The 17,751-nt window shown below is 67.7% G+C and carries 17 protein-coding genes; 4 read left to right on the forward strand and 13 right to left on the reverse strand.

The annotated features are described in order from the left end of the window. The first annotated feature begins 105 nt into the window (after nucleotides 1-105). On the forward strand, nucleotides 106-981 hold the full coding sequence (dapA, locus tag MMF98_RS11165) for a 4-hydroxy-tetrahydrodipicolinate synthase (protein WP_243306342.1): 876 nt from the start codon (nucleotides 106-108) through the stop codon (nucleotides 979-981). On the opposite strand, the gene moaD is transcribed toward dapA, so the two are convergent. The 6 genes from moaD to MMF98_RS11195 form a co-directional block, all read right to left on the reverse strand. Next, nucleotides 968-1,222: a molybdopterin converting factor subunit 1 gene (gene moaD / locus MMF98_RS11170; RefSeq protein ID WP_243306343.1), complete on the reverse strand. Its 255-nt coding sequence runs from the start codon at nucleotides 1,220-1,222 to the stop codon at nucleotides 968-970. The genes dapA and moaD overlap by 14 nt on opposite strands. Before the next feature lie 23 nt (nucleotides 1,223-1,245). After that, entirely contained in the window at nucleotides 1,246-2,475 is a 1,230-nt protein-coding gene (locus MMF98_RS11175; protein WP_243306344.1) for a molybdopterin molybdotransferase MoeA, read from the reverse strand. Beyond that, entirely contained in the window at nucleotides 2,472-3,005 is a 534-nt protein-coding gene (mobB, locus tag MMF98_RS11180) for a molybdopterin-guanine dinucleotide biosynthesis protein B (RefSeq protein WP_243306345.1), read from the reverse strand. Before mobB ends, MMF98_RS11175 begins: the two co-directional genes overlap by 4 nt. 69 nt (nucleotides 3,006-3,074) lie before the next feature. Then, nucleotides 3,075-4,490 (reverse strand): threonine synthase, encoded by a 1,416-nt coding sequence (thrC, locus tag MMF98_RS11185; RefSeq protein WP_243306346.1) that lies wholly within the window; start codon nucleotides 4,488-4,490, stop codon nucleotides 3,075-3,077. A gap of 168 nt (nucleotides 4,491-4,658) precedes the next feature. Continuing rightward, nucleotides 4,659-5,993, reverse strand: coding sequence for a homoserine dehydrogenase (locus MMF98_RS11190; protein ID WP_243306347.1), 1,335 nt, complete (start codon nucleotides 5,991-5,993; stop codon nucleotides 4,659-4,661). Between the two features lie 43 nt (nucleotides 5,994-6,036). After that, nucleotides 6,037-7,263 (reverse strand): pyridoxal phosphate-dependent aminotransferase, encoded by a 1,227-nt coding sequence (locus MMF98_RS11195; protein WP_243306348.1) that lies wholly within the window; start codon nucleotides 7,261-7,263, stop codon nucleotides 6,037-6,039. A 103-nt stretch (nucleotides 7,264-7,366) separates the two neighbouring features. Here MMF98_RS11195 and MMF98_RS11200 point away from each other — a divergent pair, with 103 nt between their 5' ends. From MMF98_RS11200 to MMF98_RS11210, 3 genes are all read left to right on the forward strand, one after another. Next, entirely contained in the window at nucleotides 7,367-7,744 is a 378-nt protein-coding gene (locus MMF98_RS11200; protein ID WP_243306349.1) for an Mth938-like domain-containing protein, read from the forward strand. A 119-nt stretch (nucleotides 7,745-7,863) separates the two neighbouring features. Continuing rightward, complete coding sequence (locus MMF98_RS11205) at nucleotides 7,864-8,340, forward strand: peroxiredoxin (RefSeq protein ID WP_243306350.1); 477 nt, start codon at nucleotides 7,864-7,866, stop codon at nucleotides 8,338-8,340. A 165-nt stretch (nucleotides 8,341-8,505) separates the two neighbouring features. Then, nucleotides 8,506-10,197, forward strand: a complete 1,692-nt coding sequence (locus MMF98_RS11210; RefSeq protein WP_243306351.1) for a PhoH family protein — start codon at nucleotides 8,506-8,508, stop codon at nucleotides 10,195-10,197. Between the two features lie 114 nt (nucleotides 10,198-10,311). On the opposite strand, the gene MMF98_RS11215 is transcribed toward MMF98_RS11210, so the two are convergent. From MMF98_RS11215 to MMF98_RS11245, 7 genes are all read right to left on the reverse strand, one after another. Then, a complete protein-coding gene (locus MMF98_RS11215) occupies nucleotides 10,312-12,288 on the reverse strand; it encodes a 3'-5' exonuclease (protein ID WP_243306352.1) in 1,977 nt (658 codons plus the stop codon). A gap of 1 nt (nucleotide 12,289) precedes the next feature. Continuing rightward, entirely contained in the window at nucleotides 12,290-13,702 is a 1,413-nt protein-coding gene (gene dnaB / locus MMF98_RS11220; protein ID WP_243306353.1) for a replicative DNA helicase, read from the reverse strand. 162 nt (nucleotides 13,703-13,864) lie between these two features. After that, nucleotides 13,865-14,317 (reverse strand): 50S ribosomal protein L9, encoded by a 453-nt coding sequence (gene rplI / locus MMF98_RS11225; RefSeq protein ID WP_243306354.1) that lies wholly within the window; start codon nucleotides 14,315-14,317, stop codon nucleotides 13,865-13,867. Nucleotides 14,318-14,329: 12 nt separating this feature from the next. Further along, entirely contained in the window at nucleotides 14,330-14,611 is a 282-nt protein-coding gene (gene rpsR, locus MMF98_RS11230) for a 30S ribosomal protein S18 (protein ID WP_243306355.1), read from the reverse strand. Nucleotides 14,612-14,629: 18 nt separating this feature from the next. Next, nucleotides 14,630-14,917 (reverse strand): primosomal replication protein N, encoded by a 288-nt coding sequence (gene priB, locus MMF98_RS11235; protein ID WP_243306356.1) that lies wholly within the window; start codon nucleotides 14,915-14,917, stop codon nucleotides 14,630-14,632. A gap of 28 nt (nucleotides 14,918-14,945) precedes the next feature. Continuing rightward, nucleotides 14,946-15,314: a 30S ribosomal protein S6 gene (gene rpsF, locus MMF98_RS11240; protein ID WP_243306357.1), complete on the reverse strand. Its 369-nt coding sequence runs from the start codon at nucleotides 15,312-15,314 to the stop codon at nucleotides 14,946-14,948. An 84-nt stretch (nucleotides 15,315-15,398) separates the two neighbouring features. Continuing rightward, nucleotides 15,399-17,747, reverse strand: a complete 2,349-nt coding sequence (locus tag MMF98_RS11245; protein ID WP_423837593.1) for a VC_2705 family sodium/solute symporter — start codon at nucleotides 17,745-17,747, stop codon at nucleotides 15,399-15,401. Between the last annotated feature and the right edge of the window lie 4 nt (nucleotides 17,748-17,751).

Raw genomic sequence — 17,751 nt, forward strand, 5'->3', positions numbered from 1 at the left:
TCCTCAGATGAGCGATGGAACCGATCTGCCCTGTCCCCTGCCCGGCCCTCCTCGCGCATCCGCACGACGGTTCTTTCACCGGTCGTTGTTCGAAAGGATTGATGCGTGTCTTCTACCTCCACCGATTTCTCCGGCCTGTGGGTTCCCCTGGTCACCCCGTTTCGCGGCGGCGCCGTGGACCACGCGGCGCTGCACCGGCTGGCGCAGCACCTGCGCTCGCAGGGCGTTGCGGGCTTCGTCGTCTGCGGCTCGACCGGCGAGGCCGCGGCGCTCGACACGGCCGAGCAGCTCGGCGCGCTCGACACCGTGCTCGACGCCACGCCAGGCCTGCCCGTGGTGATGGGCGCCAGCGGCTACCACCTCGCCGAGATGCGGGCCTGGGTCCGCACGCTGGCCTCGCGCCCGCTGGCCGGCCTGCTGATGCCGGCGCCCGGCTACGTCCGCCCCTCGCAGGCGGGCCTGCTCGACTGGTTCGGCGCGCTGGCCGATGCCAGCCCGGTGCCGCTGATCGTCTACGACATCCCCTACCGCACGGGCGTCGCGATCCAGCGCGACACGCTGCTGGCGCTGGCGAGCCACCCGAACATCCGCGCCGTCAAGGACTGCGGCGGCGATGCGGCCAAGACGCTGGCCCTGATCGCCGACGGGCGGCTGCAGGTGCTGGCGGGCGAAGACCTGCAGATCTTCAGCACGGTGGCGCAGGGCGGCGCCGGCGCCATCGCGGCCAGCGCCCACCTGCAGACGGCGCAGTTCGCCGCGGTGCTGGCCGCGCTGGCGCAAGGCGAGCTGGCGCAGGCGCGGGCGCTCTGGCGGCCGCTGGTGCCGCTGATCGAGGCGCTGTTCGCCGAGCCGAATCCGGCGCCGCTCAAGGCCGTGCTGGCCGGCCAGGGCTGGCTGTGCGATGAATTGCGCGCGCCGATGACGCCGGCCACGCCGATGCTGCGCGAGCGCCTGCAGGCGCTGGCCGTCAGCCGCCCGTGACGGGCGGGAAGAACGCCACTTCGGCACCGTCGGCGAGCCCGGCCGACTCGTCGGCCATGGCCTGGTCGAGCGCCATGCGCACCGCCTTGCCGCGCGCCAGGCTGGCGGCATGGGCGCCGCCGCGCGCGACCAGTTCGTCGCGCAGGGCCGCCAGCGTGGCGGCCTGCGTCTCCAGCGTCTCGCCGGGCCGGCCGACGGCCTCGCGGATCGAGGCGAAATAGCGCACCGTGATCCTTTTCATCGGCGGAGCTTGGAGGCCATGGCTCATGCCAGCAGCTCCGCGAATGCAATGAAGCGCACCGTGTCGCCGGGTGCGATGGTCTGGCCGGGCGGGTTGTCGACCACGCCGTCGCCCCAGACCGTCGAGGTCAGCACGCCCGAGCTCTGGTTCGCAAACAGCTCGAGCTCGCCCTCGGCGTTGCGCCGCACGCGCAGGAACTCGCGGCGCTTGTCGGCACGCGGCCAGCTGAAATGGGCCGGCATCGCCTGGGACCGCGGCAGCAGCTCGCGCGCGCCCTGCAGCTTCAGCAGGAACGGCCGCACCAGCAGCAGGAAGGTGACGAAGCTCGACACCGGGTTGCCCGGCAGGCCGATGAAATGCGCGGTGCCGACCCGGCCATAGGCGAACGGCTTGCCGGGCTTGATGGCGATCTGCCACAGGTCGAGCGAGCCGAGCGACTGCACGGCCGGCTTGATGTGGTCTTCCTCGCCGACCGAGACGCCGCCGCTGGTGAGGATCAGGTCGTGGCCGCGCGCCGCGCCGCGCAGCGCTTCGACGGTGGCCGCGCGGTCGTCGGGCACGATGCCCAGGTCCGTCACCTCGCAGCCCAGGCGCCGCAGCAACGCGCGCAGGAAGAAGCGGTTGGAGTTGTAGATGGCACCGGGCTTCATGGCCTCGGGCGGCACCTCGCCGGGCATCACCAGCTCGTCGCCGGTGGAGAACAGCGCCACCCGCGGGCGCCGGCTCACGCGCAGCGAATCCAGGCCGATACTGGCCGCAAGTCCAAGCGCAGCGGGCGTGAGGCGCTCTCCTTTTGAGAGCACCACGGTGCCCTGCGCCACATCCTCGCCGGCGCGGCGGATCCATTGCCCGGCCGGCGGAACGGCCAGCAGGCGCACCTGCGACTCGCCCACCGCCTCGGTGTCCTCCTGCATCACGACGGCGTCGGCGCCGGGCGGGAGCGGCGCGCCGGTGAAGATGCGCGCCGCGGTGCCGGGCTCCAGCGCATGGCCCGACGCGCCCGCCGGGATGCGCTGCGTCACGCGCAGCACGGCGCCCGCGCGGGCCGCATCGGCGCAGCGCACGGCATAGCCGTCCATCGAGCTGTTGTCCTGCGGCGGCACGTGCAGCGCGGAGACGGCGTTCTCGGCCAGCACGCGGCCGTCGGCCTCGAACACGGACACGGTGTCGTCGCCGGCCAGCGGCGCGGCATGGCCCAGCAGGTCGGCCAGGGCCTCGTCAAGCGGCTTGAGCGGTGCGCGCGGAGCGTTCATGCGGATATCCCGGGGTGGTAGACAAAGCGCCCGCCATTGTCGATCAACCAGGCGGCCAGGGCGTCGGCGTCGTTCAAATCCAGCACCGGCCGCAAGGTGGGCTCGGGCAGGCGTTCGGGCGAATCGGTGGCAATGGCCACGATGAAGTCGTCATCGGCGTAGCGGTGCGGCTGGCCGGCGGCGGCACGCCAGACCTCGACCTTGGGCAGGTCGCTGTCCTTGAAGCCCTCTACCAGCACCCAGTCCACGCCGTCGTAGAGCTCGGCGATCAGCTGGTGCACCGAGAGCTGCGCCGGCTGCTCGAACTCGCGCATCAGCGCCAGGCGGCGGCTCGACGCCACCACCACCTCGAAAGCACCGGCCTCGCGGTGCCGCCAGGTGTCCTTGCCCGGCTGGTCGATGTCGAAGCTGTGGTGGGCATGCTTGACCACCGAGACCCGCTGGCCGCGGGCCTTGAGCGCAGGAATCAGGCGCTCCACCAGGGTGGTCTTGCCCGAGCCCGAGTAGCCCGCGAAGCCAACGACGTTCATGCCGGGTCTCGCCGATTGCTACTGAATTGATAGCAACAAATAACCACCCGGCCCGGACATCCGGCCATTTCAGCCACAAATCTGCACGATGTAGGCCTTGACGGCGGCCACATCGGCCTCCATCACCTGCACGCGCTTGGGCAGGGCCTCGATGCCCGCGAAACGGGCCGGGCGCTCGGGTTCGCGGCCCAGGGCCTCGACGATGGTTTCGGCGAACTTGATCGGCAGCGCGGTCTCCAGCACGATCATCGGCACGGCGGCATCGCGGTGCTCGCGCGCCACCTTGAGGCCGTCGGCTGTGTGGGTGTCGATCATCACGCCGAAGCGCTCGAAGGTGTCGCGGATCGTGGCCAGGCGGTCGGCATGGGTGCTCTTGCCGCTGGCGAAGCCGTAGCGCGCCGCCGCCTGCGCGAACCCCGGGTCGGCGCCGAGATCGAAGCGGCCTTCGCGCGCGAGCCGCGCGCCGAACAGGTCCTGCGTCCGGGCGCCGTCGCGCCCGACCAGATCGAACACGAAGCGCTCGAAGTTGCTGGCCTTGGAGATGTCCATCGAGGGGCTGGAGGTCTCGTGCGTGTCGGCTGCGCCGCGCACGCGGTAGACGCCGGTGCGGAAGAACTCGTCGAGCACGTCGTTCTCGTTGGTGGCCACCACCAGGTGGGCGATCGGCAGGCCCATCATGCGCGCCACGTGGCCGGCGCAGACGTTGCCGAAGTTGCCGCTGGGCACGGTGAAGCTGACCCGTTCGGTGTTGGACTTCGTGGCCTGCAGGTAGCCCGCGAAGTAGTACACCACCTGCGCCAGCAGGCGCGCCCAGTTGATGGAGTTGACCGTGCCGATCTTGTATTTGCGCTTGAAGTCCAGGTCGTTGGAGACGGCCTTGACGATGTCCTGGCAGTCGTCGAACACGCCGGTGATGGCGATGTTGTGGATGTTGGCATCCTGCAGGCTGAACATCTGGGCCTGCTGGAACGGGCTCATGCGGCCGTGCGGGCTGGTCATGAAGACGCGCACACCGTGCTTGCCGCGCATCGCGTACTCGGCCGCGCTGCCGGTGTCGCCGCTGGTCGCGCCCAGGATGTTGAGCTGCTCGCCGCGGCGCGCCAGCTCATACTCGAACAGATGGCCCAGCAGCTGCATGGCCATGTCCTTGAAGGCCAGCGTGGGGCCGTTGGACAGGGCTTCGAGGTACAGGCCGTCCTCGAGCTTCTTGAGCGGCACGATGGCCTTCGTGCCGAAGACTTCCTCGGTGTAGGTCTTGGCGCAGATCGCCTTCAGGTCGGCCGCGGAGATGTCGTCGATGTAGAGGGACAGGATCTCGAACGCCAGCTCGGCATAGGACAGGCCGCGCCAGCGCGCGAGCGTGGCCGCATCGACCTGCGGGTAGCGCTCGGGCAGGTACAGGCCGCCGTCGGGCGCCAGGCCCTCGAGCAGGATCTCGCAGAAGTGGCGCCGCTGCGGGTCGCCGCGCGTAGATAAATAAAGCATCTCAGTTTTCCATGGCGCATCGCGCCAGCCATAGCCGATGAACCCGGTCGGCCCGCGCAGCGCGGCCTGTTCGCGAAACACCGCGGAACCGGCTTTGCCGGGCCGCTGGTGTTGCCCCCTTGAGGGGGGAGGCGAAGCGGCACGCAGTGCGCGCAGCCTGGGGGTGGTTCAATTCAATTCTTCCTTGCGGATGCGCGTGATCGGCGCCAGCACCGTGGGCAGGGCCTGCATCTGCGCGATGGCCTCGTTCATCGTGCCTTCGCGCGTGTCGTGCGTGAGGATGATGAGGTCGGTCTGCGTGGAACCCTCGCCGCCCACCTCGTCGGCCTCGCGCTGCAGCACGGCGTCGATGCTGATGCCGGCCGCGGCCAGGAGGCCCGTGACCTTGGCCAGCACGCCGGCCTCGTCGGCCACGCGCAGGCGCAGGTAGTAGCTCGTCACCACCTCGCTCATCGGCAGCACCGGCAGGCTGTCCATGGCCTGGTTCAGCGTGTGCGGCTGGAACGCGAGGTGCGGCACGCGGTGCTCGGGGTCGGCCGTGTGCAGGCGCGCGATGTCCACCAGGTCGGCGATCACGGCGCTGGCCGTGGGCTCGGCGCCCGCGCCCTTGCCGTAGTAGAGCGTGGTGCCGACGGCGTCGCCCTGCACCACGACGGCGTTCATCGCGCCCTCGACGTTGGCGATCAGGCGCTTGGTCGGCACCAGGCTTGGGTGCACGCGCAACTCCACGCCCTTGTCGGTGCGCTTGGTGATGCCCAGCAGCTTGATGCGGTAGCCAAGCTGCTCGGCGTAGCGGATGTCGGCCGCGCCCAGCTTGGTGATGCCCTCGACGTAGGCCTTGTCGAACTGCACCGGGATGCCGAAGGCGATGGCGCTCATGATGGTGGCCTTGTGGGCCGCGTCCACGCCCTCGATGTCGAAGGTGGGATCGGCCTCGGCGTAGCCCAGGCGCTGCGCTTCCTTGAGCACCACGTCGAAGTCCAGCCCCTTGTCGCGCATCTCGGACAGGATGAAGTTGGTGGTGCCGTTGATGATGCCGGCGATCCACTGGATGCGGTTGGCCGTGAGGCCCTCGCGCAGCGCCTTGATGATGGGGATGCCGCCGGCCACCGAGGCCTCGAACGCCACCATCACGCCCCGGGCCGAGGCGGCCGCGAAGATCTCGCTGCCGTGCACGGCGAGCAGCGCCTTGTTGGCCGTGACCACATGCTTGCCGGCCGCGATGGCTTCCAGCACCAGGGCCTTGGCGATGCCGTAGCCGCCGATCAGCTCGATCACGATGTCGATCTCGGGGTTGGCGATCACGGCGCGCGCATCGTTCACCACCTGCACGCCCTCGCCCACGATGGCCTTGGCGCGCGCCACGTCGAGGTCGGCCACCATGGTGATCTCGATGCCGCGGCCGGCCCGGCGCTCGATCTCCTGCTGGTTGCGCCGGAGCACGTTGAAGGTGCCGCTGCCCACGGTGCCGATGCCGAGCAGGCCTACTTGGATTGGTTTCATCTCGTTTTTCGAATCAAAAGTGCTGGAAGTCCGCACCCGGTGGTCATCGGGCGCTACGTTTTCGATAGTTCTCGAGGAATTTGGCAATGCGCCCGATGGCTTCGCGCAGGTCGTCCTCGTGCGGCAGGAACACGATGCGGAAGTGGTCGGTGTCCGGCCAGTTGAAGCCCGAGCCCTGCACCAGCATGACCCGGGTTTCCTGCAGCAGTTCCAGGAAGAACTGCTGGTCGTCCTCGATCGGGTAGACCTTGGGGTCGAGCCGGGGGAACATGTAGAGCGCCGCCGTGGGCTTGACGCAGCTCACGCCCGGGATCGCGGTGATGAGCTCATACGCCAGGTCGCGCTGGCGGCGCAGGCGCCCGCCCTCGCAGACCAGGTCGTTGATGCTCTGGTAGCCGCCCAGGGCGGTCTGGATCGCCCACTGGCCCGGCACGTTGGCGCACAGGCGCATGTTCGAGAGCATGTTGAGGCCCTCGATGTAGTCGCGCGCCGGCTTCTTGTCGCCCGACACCACCAGCCAGCCCGCGCGGTAGCCGCAGGAGCGGTAGCTCTTGGACAGCGAGTTGAAGGTCAGCGTCAGCACGTCCTCGCTGAGCGAACCGATGGCCGTGTGCTTGACGCCGTCGTACAGCACCTTGTCGTAGACCTCGTCGGCGAAGATCACGAGGCCGTGCTCGCGCGCCAGGGCCACGATGGCCTTCAGCAGCTCGTCGGAGTAGAGCGCGCCGGTCGGGTTGTTCGGGTTGATGACCACGATGCCCTTGGTCCGGGGCGTGATCTTGCTGCGGATGTCGTCGAGGTTGGGCATCCAGCCATTGGCCTCGTCGCAGCGGTAGTGCACCGGCGTGCCGCCCGAGAGGCTGGCCGCGGCCGTCCACAGCGGGTAGTCGGGCGCAGGCAGCAGCAGCTCGTCGCCATCGTTGAGCAGCGCGTTGACGGCCATCACGATCAGCTCGCTGGCGCCGTTGCCCAGGTAGATGTCGTCCAGCGTCACGCCCTTGATGCCCTGCTGCTGCGTGTAGTGCATCACCGCCTTGCGCGCCGCGAAGATGCCCTTGCTGTCGGAGTAGCCCGCCGAGTTGGGCAGGTTGCGGGCCATGTCCTGCTGGATTTCCTCGGGCGAGTCGAAGCCGAACACGGCGAGGTTGCCGATGTTGAGCTTGATGATTTTCTGGCCGTCCTCTTCCATCTGCTTGGCGCGATCCATGATGGGGCCACGGATGTCGTAGCAGACGTTGGCGAGCTTGGCGGATTTCCGGATGGTCTTCAAAGTCCCTCCACAGGGCGTTTCAACGGGCGAAACGTATAATTTGACCACAGTTCTGCGCGGTTTTAGTGCAGCGCAACATCCCCCTTTCCCGCCTGCGTGCACCATGAAGCTGCAACCCGACAAATTCGACGTTCCGTCCATCAGCGGCTACGGCCCGGGCTGGGTCGGCGTGGGCGCCGAGAAAATCACCGCCAGCGTCGTCATCGGTTCCAAGGGGCAGCGGCTGGACTGGCCTTGCGCGAGCTTCGCCGACCTCACCGCGGCACATTTCGCGCAACTGGCCGGGCTCGATGCCGAACTCGTGATCTTCGGCAGCGGCGAGCGCCTGCGCTTTCCGCAACCGGCCTGGCTGCAGCCCCTGATCGCCCGGCGCATCGGCCTGGAGACCATGGACACCCAGGCGGCCTGCCGCACCTACAACATCCTCGCCGGCGAAGGCCGTAGCGTGATCGCGGCCCTGCTGCTGGAACAGCCCGGCTGACCCTCCGAGGGGGCTAGACCCCGTTTCAGGGTAAAATCACGGGTTGCAGAGGGACATCCGGTCCCCATGTCGCAACGAGAAAACCTGTCTTCAGGGACACTAGCAGAGATACAAATTCCATGGCGATCGTTGTCAACAAACCCATCCCCGAATTTGAAGCGAACGCCACCGGCGGCATCAAAGTCTCCAACACTTCCCACCTTGGCCAGACCCTGGTGCTGTACTTCTACCCCAAGGACAACACCCCCGGCTGCACCACCGAGGCCATGCAGTTCCGCGACAAGTACAAGGACTTCGTGAAGGCCGGCGCCACCGTGTTCGGCGTGTCGCGCGACAACATGAAGTCGCACGACGACTTCAAGGCCAAGCTCGAGCTGCCCTTCGAGCTGATCGCCGACACCGAAGAGAAGATGTGCCACATGTTCGGCGTGGTCAAGAACAAGATCATGTACGGCAAGAAGGTCAAGGGCATCGAGCGCAGCACCTTCCTGATCGGCGCCGACGGCATCCTCAAGCACGAGTGGCGCGGCCTCAAGGTGCCGGGCCATGTGGACGAAGTCCTCAAGGCCGTCAAGGCCCTGAAAAAGGCCGCCTGACGTTTTGCAACAACGGAGGTTGAAGCGTCACCGGACTTGTGCATAATGAATTCATGCCGTTGATCCCGACGCCGCGCGTCATCACCGCTGAATCCGAAAAAGCCGCCCGGCTCGCCAGGCGGCTTTTTCGCTTTTTGTTTCCCCTTTTTGTGAGCAACCCGCCTTATGCCATTGCCACCCGCCCCCACCAAGCGCGCCGCCCTGCTCTCGCCGGAGGCCTACGAGGCCCCGGCCCGGAATCCTTCCAAGGCATCGCGAAAATCGGAGGCCCAGTTCACCGACAGCCCGCTGGCTGAGAAACCGCAGGCGCTGGACCTGTTCGACCCGCGCTCCGGCGGCGGCGAGCATCCTGCGGCGCTGTTCGACGAAGCGATTGCGGTCACCGCCAAGAGCAGCCCGGCCCCCGCGAAGAAGCGCCCCGCCAGCGCCGCGCAGCCCGCGGCCAAGCCCAAAAAAGCCCGGCCCACCGGCCCGACCAAGCTGTTCGTGCTCGACACCAATGTGCTGATGCACGACCCGATGTGCCTGTTCCGCTTCGAGGAGCACGACATCTTCCTGCCCATGATCGTGCTCGAAGAGCTCGACGGCCACAAGAAGGGCATGACCGAGGTTGCGCGCAACGCGCGCCAGACCAGCCGCACGCTCGACGCCCTGGCCGGCGCCCAGGGCGCGGACATCGCCGCCGGGCTCAAGCTCGACACCACCGGCCACCGCGAGGCCGGCGGCAAGCTGTTCTTCCAGACCCAGCCGCTGAACTACACGCTGCCCACCAGCCTGCCGCAGGGCAAGGCCGACAACCAGATCCTCGGCGTGGTGGAAGCCCTGCGCCAGCAGTACGCGCCGCGCGAGGTGGTGCTGGTGTCCAAGGACATCAACATGCGCGTCAAGGCGCGCGCCCTGGGCCTGGCCACCGACGACTACCAGAACGACAAGACGCTCGAAGACGGCGATCTGCTCTATTCGGGCGCGCTGGCCCTGTCGGGCGATTTCTGGGCCCGGCATGGCAAGACCATGGAGAGCTGGCAAAGCGGCAGCCACACCTACTACCGCATCAGCGGCCCGATCGTGCCCAGCCTGCTGATCAACCAGTTCGTCTACTTCGAGTCGCCCGGCGAGCCCAGCCTGTATGCGCGCGTCACCGAAATCCGCGCCAAGACCGCCGTGCTCAAGACCCTCAAGGACTACGGCCATCTCAAGAACGCCGTCTGGGGCGTGACCACGCGCAACCGCGAGCAGAACTTCGCGATGAACCTGCTGACCGACCCGGAGATCGACTTCGTCACGCTGACCGGCACCGCCGGCACCGGCAAGACGCTGATGGCGCTGGCCTCGGGCCTGACCCAGGTGCTGGACGACCGCCGCTACACCGAGATCATCATGACCCGCGCCACCGTGAGCGTGGGCGAGGACATCGGCTTCCTGCCCGGCACCGAAGAGGAAAAGATGGGCCCCTGGATGGGAGCGCTGGACGACAACCTCGAGGTGCTGGCCAAGACCGAGACCAGCGCCGGCGAATGGGGCCGCGCCGCCACCAACGAGCTGATCCGCAGCCGCATCAAGATCAAGAGCATGAACTTCATGCGCGGGCGCACCTTCCTCAACAAGTACGTGATCATCGACGAGGCGCAGAACCTCACGCCCAAGCAGATGAAGACGCTGATCACACGCGCGGGCCCGGGCACCAAGATCATCTGCATGGGCAACCTCGCGCAGATCGACACGCCCTACCTCACCGAAGGCTCGTCGGGCCTGACCTTCGCGGTCGACAAGTTCAAGGGCTGGCCGCACAGCGGCCACATCACGCTGGCGCGCGGTGAGCGCTCACGGCTGGCCGACTTCGCGAGCGAGGTGCTCTGACGCGCCCTGCCCTCCGTTTGCTACCAAATCAATAGCAAACAATGACCCACCGGCCTGGACCTCGGGCCAATTTCATTGAAAATTTCGGCACAGCGGCCCCGATCGGGGCCGCCGTCAGCCCAGCCGCGCCACGAACGGGCTGGGCCGGTCCCGGTGCGCGTACAGGCTCAGGAATTTCCGGGCCCGCGTGATGCCCACGTAGAACAGGTTGTCTTCCTCCCACGGCTGGCCCGTGGCCGAGGGAAACTCGCCCTGCTCCAGGTAGGGCAGCGCCACGTGGTCGAACTCCAGCCCCTTGACCGACACCAGGTGGGCCAGCACCACGCCTGGCGACGACTTCAGCTGCCGCTGCCTGACTTCGGCATCGTTGAGGCTCTGGAAGAACTCAGCGGGCGTGCTAAAGCGCTCGGCCGAGGCCATCAGCCCCTGCAGATTGCCCCGCACCTCCTCGCGCCGGGCCTTCTCCACGAACACGCTCGCCGCGAGCAGGTCCATGCGCAGCGCGTCCAGCACCTTGGTGAGCATGCCCGGCCCCGTCTCGCGCTGCGCCACCTGCACCGCCGCACGCAGCCGGCGCGCCAGCGCGGCATCGACGCCTCGCAGCACCTGGTTCTCGAAGAACGACGCCAGGATCAGCGGGTTGTCCGTGACCGCGTCCACGGCGCGCTGCAGCAGCTCCCCCTGCGACAGGTGCTCGTGGCCGTCGGCCTGGATGTTCACGCTGCAGAAGAAGACGAACGCCTCGACCACCTTGCGCCGCGTCGTGGCGTCGTCCATGCTGGTGAAGCGGTCCGCGGCAACCGCGAGCAGCCCCCGCACCAGCAGGATTTCGGGCCGCATCAGGTAGCTCTGCAGGCCGCTCGGGGTGTAGGGAATCTCGGCGGCGAGCAGCGCGTTCTCCAGCGCCACCGACTGATGGGGGTGGCGCAGCAGCACGGCGAATGAAGACAGCTTCTTGCGCGCCGCCTTCCACGCCCGGATGTCCGCCACCAGCCGGGCCTCGCCGCTGTCCGGGCCGGCCTCCGCGCACGAGTGGATCGCCAGCACGGTGGCATGCGGGCTGGCCGAACTGCAGGCCTTGCCCTTGAAGCGCCTGACCCATTTCGCCAGGCCAGCGTCGAAGCGGAAGCTGGCCGTCAAGGGATAACGCGCGATCCGCCGGTGGCTGTCGCGCTCGATGGCGTCGGCCAGAAACCGGGGCTCCGCGCCGGCCGCCGAGTGGATGACCTGGTCCGCATCGCCGACGCCGCAGAAGAAGCGGTTGCCTTCGAGCAGCTTCATCAGCACCTCGTGCATGGCCTGGTTCATGTCGTGCATCTCGTCGACCATCACCAGCCTGGCACGCCAGGGCCAGCTCACAAGCGAAGGCGGCAGCCCCTCGGACCGGATCAGGCAGGCCAGGTCATGGACGGCGTCCATCGGGCCGCGAAACACCGGGTGGTCGGGGTGGCCGCCGCGGCGCAGCCGCTCATACACCTTGAACACCTTGAGCTGCGTGTAGCTGACCCCGAGCGACTCCGCGTACTCGGGCGTGACCGCCCCTTCGTGCCCGGACATCTCGAGCGCCATGCGGCCCTTCAGGTTCAGGCATAGCTTGAGGAACTCCTCGACGGCGGCGTCATCCCCGAGCGTGGGGATCTGCAGCGCATCGCGCCATCGCTCGTCCTCGTTGCCAGCCACCTGCTCGATGGCCTGCCACACCAGGGGCTTCAGGTCTTCCGCGTTCGGCCTGGCCGGCACCACCGCGCCATCGAGCGGGCGCAGCACCGATTGCGCGAACGACTCGAACGTGTCGATGCGGAACTGCCGCACCACGGCAGCCGGCACGCCCAGGTGACTGAGGGCCGAAGCCAGCGCCTGCCTGGCCTCGCCGGTGTAGGTCAGCGCCAGGCAGTCCTGCGGCGAGACGCCCCGGCTCCAGGACTCCGCCATGCGCAGGGCCAGCGTGGTGGTCTTGGCCGCCCCCGCATTCGCCTGCACGATGAGCGTGTTCTCGGTGGCCGTCTGGATCGCGCGCTGCTCGTCGGTGGGCTCGATGGCGCGCGGCACGAACTGGGCGGGCCGGGGCGCGCGGCTCGGCGTTGGCTGCATCCTAGAAATCGTCGCTCATGCCGCCGGCCATGTTCTCGAACTTGGTCAGTGGCTTGAGGAAGGCCAGCTTCACGGTGCCGGTGGGCCCGTTGCGCTGCTTGCTGATGATGATCTCGGCCACGCCGGGCTCCTTGGAGTCCTTGTTGTAGTAGTCGTCGCGGTAGATGAACATGATCACGTCCGCGTCCTGCTCGATGGCGCCGGATTCGCGCAGGTCGCTCATCATCGGGCGCTTGTCGGTGCGGCTCTCGACGCCGCGGCTGAGCTGCGACAGCGCGATCACCGGGCACTGCAGCTCCTTGGCCAGCATCTTGAGGCCGCGCGAGATTTCGCCCACGGCCGTGGCGCGGTTCTCGTCGGCCATGCCGCTGGACACGCTCATGAGCTGCAGGTAGTCGACCACGATCAGGCCCAGCTTGCCGCACTGGCGCGCCAGCCGCCGCGCGTTGGCGCGCAGCTCGCTGGTGGTGAGGCCGGGCGTCTCGTCAATATGCAGCGAGACGTTGCGCAGCTTCTCGATGGCCTCGGTCAGGCGTGGCCATTCGTCGTCGTTCAGCTTGCCGGTGCGCAGGTGGCCCTGGTCGATGCGGCCGATCGAGCCGACGATACGCACCGCGAGCTGGGAGGCGCCCATTTCCATCGAGAACACCGCCACCGGCAGGCCTTCGTTGAGCGCCACGTGCTCGGCGATGTTGATGGCCAGCGCGGTCTTGCCCATCGAGGGGCGCGCCGCCAGCACGATCATGTCGCCGGGCTGCAGGCCCGAGGTCATGCGGTCGAAGTCGTAGAAGCCGGTCGGCACGCCCGTGATGTCGTTCGGGTTGTCGGCCATCTCCTGCACGCGGTCCAGCAGCTGCACCACCAGGGAGTCCATGCCCTGGAAGCCCTGCTTCATGCGCGAGCCTTCTTCGCCGATGTTGAAGATCTTCTGCTCGGCCTCGTCCAGGATCTTGTCGACCGGCTTGCCCTGCGGGTTGAAGGCGTTGGTGGCGATCTCGTCGCTCGCGCTCACCAGCTTGCGCAGGATCGAGCGCTCGCGCACGATCTCGGCATAGCGGCGGATGTTGCTGGCGCTGGGCACGTACTGGGCCAGCGAGTTGAGGTAGGCCAGCCCCCCCACCTCGTCGGCCTTGCCGAGGTTCTGCAGCTGCTCGAAGACCGTGATCACGTCCGCCGGCTTGCTGGCGTTGATCAGCGTGCCGATGGCCGCGTAGACGAGGCGGTGCTCGTAGCGATAGAAGTCGCCGTCGACCAGCAGGTCGCCCACGCGGTCCCAGGCGTTGTTGTCCAGCAGCAGGCCCCCCAGCACGCTCGACTCGGCCTCCACGGAGTGCGGCGGAATGCGCAACTGCGCCACCTGGCGGTCGCTGTCGCCGGAGAAGTCGTCGTCAAGCGGGGAAAAGACTGCGGACATGGGGGAAAACCTTCGATCTGCGATGCTAGCGCCCGCCACCGTGGCCGTCATTGGACAACCCTGTGGATAAGCCCTGCACATCTTCTGTACAAGCCTGTATGGAGACAGGCTGAAACAAAAAGGCCGCCCAGGGGGCGGCCTTTTTGGCTTCCGCGAGGAAACTCAGGCGGTTTCGCCGTACACCGTCACGGTGATGTCGACCACCACGTCGGTGTGCAGGGCCACGCTGACCGTACTGTCGCCCACGACCTTGATCGGGCCATTGGGCAGGCGCACCTGGGCCTTGACGACCTTGTAGCCTTGCTTGTTCAGTTCTTCGGCGATGTCGAAGTTGGTCACCGAGCCGAACAGGCGGCCGTCCACGCCGGCCTTCTGGGTCAGCTTGATGGCCGTGCCGGCCAGCTTCTCGCCCTGGGCCTGGGCTTCGGCGTGCTTGGCGGCGGCTGCCTTTTCCAGTTCGGCGCGCTTGGCTTCGAACTCAGCCTTGTTGGCCGCGGTGGCGCGGCGGGCGCGGCCCTGCGGGATCAGGAAGTTGCGGGCGTAGCCGTCCTTGACCTTGACGATCTCGCCGAGGTTGCCCAGGTTCACCACTTTGTCGAGCAGAATGATTTGCATGGTCTTCGCTCCTTAGATGCGGTGCTGGTCGCTATACGGCACCAGCGCGAGGAAACGCGCGCGCTTGATGGCGGTGTTGAGCTGGCGCTGGTAGATCGCGCGGGTGCCGGTCAGGCGCGCCGGGATGATCTTGCCGTTTTCGGCGATGAAGTCACGCAGGGTGTCGACATCCTTGTAGTCGATTTCCTCGACGTGCGCCACGGTGAAGCGGCAAAAGCGCTTGCGCTTGAACAGCAGCGACTGGGTGTTGCGCTTCGGGCGCTTGTCTTTGTTGAATTTCTTGAACGTGGCCATTTCGGGACCTCCGGTAAATTAATCTTGCTGATACTCTTGAATGTGAAGCACGACGTGCTTGCCGTTGCGGGGTGTTGCCAGAAAGCCGGTGAACCGCCAGAGGCTGCCGATGGCCTGTTGGCCGATGCTCTCGGCCACTGCGCCAAGGGCCACTGCCTTGATTGCCGCCTTCACCTGCCGGGCCTGGCCTGCCTCCGAAGCATCCGACTCGTGTTCGAGCCGCAGATCCAGGGCGGGCACTCCGGCCGGTGTGTAGCGCAGGGGTTTGACCTCGGCGATACAGGCAGTCAGGACGATGTGGTTCACACTCCTCGCTGGTCAGTCCGCAGCCGCTTCACGAAGCGGCGTATTCCGCCTGCTGGGCCTTGCGGGCCTCTTCGCGCTCGACGGTCTTCATCATCGAAGACGGGCCGGTGTCGGCCTTCTTCTTGACCACGGTCAGATGGCGCAGCACGGCATCGTTGAACTTGAACGCGTGTTCGAGTTCGCCCATCACGGCCTGATCGGCCTCGATGTTGACGCACAGGTAGTGGGCCTTGTTGAGCTTGTTGATCTGGTAGGCCAGCTGGCGGCGGCCCCAGTCTTCCACACGATGCACCTTGCCGTTGCCGGCGGTGATCATGCTCTTGTAGCGCTCCAGCATGGCCGGAACCTGCTCGCTTTGATCCGGGTGGATCAGCAAGATGATTTCATAGTGACGCATAGACACTCCTTGTGGATAAAGCCGCCCGCTGCGTCTGCGCAGCAGATGCTGCACTCATGCGGTACGGCAAGGCAAAGCCAAGTATTATAGACGATCTTCGCCGCCGGCTGGCCTGGGCGTCTGCCCGCGAGTCATCAGGCTGACCAGCCAGGTGACGGCGACGCCCGCCGGCACCCCGAACACGCCGGCCGAAATGGGCTGGATGCCGAACCACAGGCCGCTGCCCCCGAGCCCCCAGGCGGCCCGCAGCGGCGGCGAGTTGATGGCCATGTAGTACACTGTCACGCCCAGCCCGGCCAGCATGCCGGCCACCGCGCCCTGGCGCGTGGTGCCGGCCCAGAAGATCCCGAACACCATGGCCGGCACGAACGCCGCGCCGGCGATCGAGAACGAGGCCGACACCAGGAACAGGATGTCCGCCGATTTCTGCGCCGCCACATAGGCCGCCGCCAGCGCCACCAGCAGCAGCGCGAACTTGGACAGCATCACGCGGTGCATGGCGCCCGCGCGGTCGCTTTCGCCGCGGAAATAGACGTCGTGCGCGAGGGCGTTGCCGATTGTCAGCAGCAGTCCGTCGGCCGTGGAGAGCGCCGCCGCCAGCCCGCCGGCCGCCACCAGCCCCGACACCACATAGGGCAGCCCGCCAAGCTCGGGCGTGGCCAGCATCACGATGTCGGCCCCCATGCGCAGCTCGGAGAACTGCAGGATGTGGTCGCCGTTGATGTCGGCCACCGAGAGCAGCGTCGGGTCCACCTTGGACCATTGCGCGATCCAGGCCGGCAGGGTGTCGAAGCTGCGCCCGACCAGGTTGCTCAGCACCTCGTACTTCACCAGCACCGCCAGCGCCGGCGCCGCCACGTAGAGCAGCGCAATGAACACCAGCGACCAGGCCACCGAGTTGCGCGTTTCGGCCACCGAAGGCGTGGTGTAGAAGCGCGTCAGCAGGTGCGGCAGCCCGGCCGTGCCGACCATCAGGCAGAACATCAGCGCCATGAAGTTGAGCCGCGAGGTCTCGAACGCCTGCTGTTGCTGCGGCGTGCCCTGCGGGTCGCCTGCAAACGCCTGCACATGGGGCGGCATGCCCCCCAGGGGGCGGGCCCGCTCCAGGTTGTCCTGCATGGCACGGCTCCAGCGCTCGCGGGCTGTGGCCGCGTCCCGCGGCAGGGCGGCGAGTTCGCGGCCGGCGGCGAAGATCACCGAGGCATCGGCCCGCTGCTCGTGCAACTGGTGCAGCCGGTCCTGCGCGGCCTTGCGCTCGCGCGCAAGCGAGGCCTCCACATCCTGCAGCTTCTGCTCATAGACCCTGGCGCGCCGCGCATACTCGGCGATCACGGCCTGCTCGGCCGGCGATTCGGCCAGTTGCTTCTCGAGCGCGGTGATCTTTTCGAGCTGCTGGCCATAGACCAGCGGCGCCAGCGGGTTGCCCAGCTGCTTGTAGGCCAGCCAGGACACCGGGATCAGGAACGCCAGGATCAGGATCACGTACTGCGCCACCTGGGTCCAGGTCACCGCGCGCATGCCCCCCAGGAACGAGCACACCAGCACGCCGCCCAGGCCGAGCAGGATGCCGATCTCGAACTGCACGCCGGTCAGGCGCGAGGTGATCAGCCCCACGCCGTAGATCTGGGCCACCACATAGGTGAACGAGCACAGGATGGCCGCGAACGCCGCGATCAGGCGCGGCCAGCGCCCGCCGAAGCGGGTGCCAAAAAAATCAGGGATGGTGTAGAGCCCGAGCCGGCGCAGGTGGGGCGCCACCAGCAGCGCCACCAGGCAAAAGCCGCCGGTCCAGCCCAGCACATAGGCCAGCCCGCCGGGCTGCGACTCGGTGCCCGAGAAGCCCTGCAGATAGAGCCCGCCGGCCATGCTGATGAACGAGGCGGCGCTCATCCAGTCGGCCGCAGTGGCCATGCCGTTGTACATGGCCGGCACGCGGCGGCCGGCCACGTAGTACTCGGCGGGATCGGCGGTGCGGCCGTAGACGCCGATGACCGCGTACAGCCCGACGCTGGCGAACAGGAAGATCCCGCCCACCCACTGGCGCGACAGGCCCGCCCACTCGGCCACCGCCATCAGCAGCAGGAACCCCAGGATGCACACCACGTAGATGGCGAGGATGCGGTGCAGGCGCAGCTTGTAGGCGGCATAGCCGGCGCGGTCGGCCGCGATGCCCTCGGGCCCGTCGCCGCCCTGGCGGTTCCTGGCCCAGGCGTAGAACACCACGATGGCGATGAACACCAGCACCGCGCCCTGGGCCGAGAACCAGAAGTTCAGCGGCCAGCCCGCCACGACGACCTGCAGGTCGCGCGCAAAGAACACGCCGCCGAACGAGGCCGCCAGCCAGAGCAGCAGCAACCCTCCCCTCAGGCCCGGGATGCGGGGGCCTGGCGGGGTGGCGGAGAAAGCGGACGGGGAAGCAACCTGCGGCGGCATCGGC

This window comes from Variovorax terrae (genome assembly GCF_022809125.1).
Lineage (GTDB): Bacteria > Pseudomonadota > Gammaproteobacteria > Burkholderiales > Burkholderiaceae_C > Variovorax_A > Variovorax_A terrae.

Coding starts and splice junctions, on each gene's coding strand:
- moaD (WP_243306343.1), bottom strand. CDS start 1,222: ATGAAAAGGATCACGGTGCGCTATTTCGCCTCGATCCGCGAGGCCGTC.
- MMF98_RS11175 (WP_243306344.1), bottom strand. CDS start 2,475: ATGAACGCTCCGCGCGCACCGCTCAAGCCGCTTGACGAGGCCCTGGCC.
- mobB (WP_243306345.1), bottom strand. CDS start 3,005: ATGAACGTCGTTGGCTTCGCGGGCTACTCGGGCTCGGGCAAGACCACC.
- thrC (WP_243306346.1), bottom strand. CDS start 4,490: ATGCTTTATTTATCTACGCGCGGCGACCCGCAGCGGCGCCACTTCTGC.
- MMF98_RS11190 (WP_243306347.1), bottom strand. CDS start 5,993: ATGAAACCAATCCAAGTAGGCCTGCTCGGCATCGGCACCGTGGGCAGC.
- MMF98_RS11200 (WP_243306349.1), top strand. CDS start 7,367: ATGAAGCTGCAACCCGACAAATTCGACGTTCCGTCCATCAGCGGCTAC.
- MMF98_RS11205 (WP_243306350.1), top strand. CDS start 7,864: ATGGCGATCGTTGTCAACAAACCCATCCCCGAATTTGAAGCGAACGCC.
- MMF98_RS11210 (WP_243306351.1), top strand. CDS start 8,506: ATGCCATTGCCACCCGCCCCCACCAAGCGCGCCGCCCTGCTCTCGCCG.
- MMF98_RS11215 (WP_243306352.1), bottom strand. CDS start 12,288: ATGCAGCCAACGCCGAGCCGCGCGCCCCGGCCCGCCCAGTTCGTGCCG.
- dnaB (WP_243306353.1), bottom strand. CDS start 13,702: ATGTCCGCAGTCTTTTCCCCGCTTGACGACGACTTCTCCGGCGACAGC.
- rplI (WP_243306354.1), bottom strand. CDS start 14,317: ATGCAAATCATTCTGCTCGACAAAGTGGTGAACCTGGGCAACCTCGGC.
- rpsR (WP_243306355.1), bottom strand. CDS start 14,611: ATGGCCACGTTCAAGAAATTCAACAAAGACAAGCGCCCGAAGCGCAAC.
- rpsF (WP_243306357.1), bottom strand. CDS start 15,314: ATGCGTCACTATGAAATCATCTTGCTGATCCACCCGGATCAAAGCGAG.
- MMF98_RS11245 (WP_423837593.1), bottom strand. CDS start 17,747: ATGCCGCCGCAGGTTGCTTCCCCGTCCGCTTTCTCCGCCACCCCGCCA.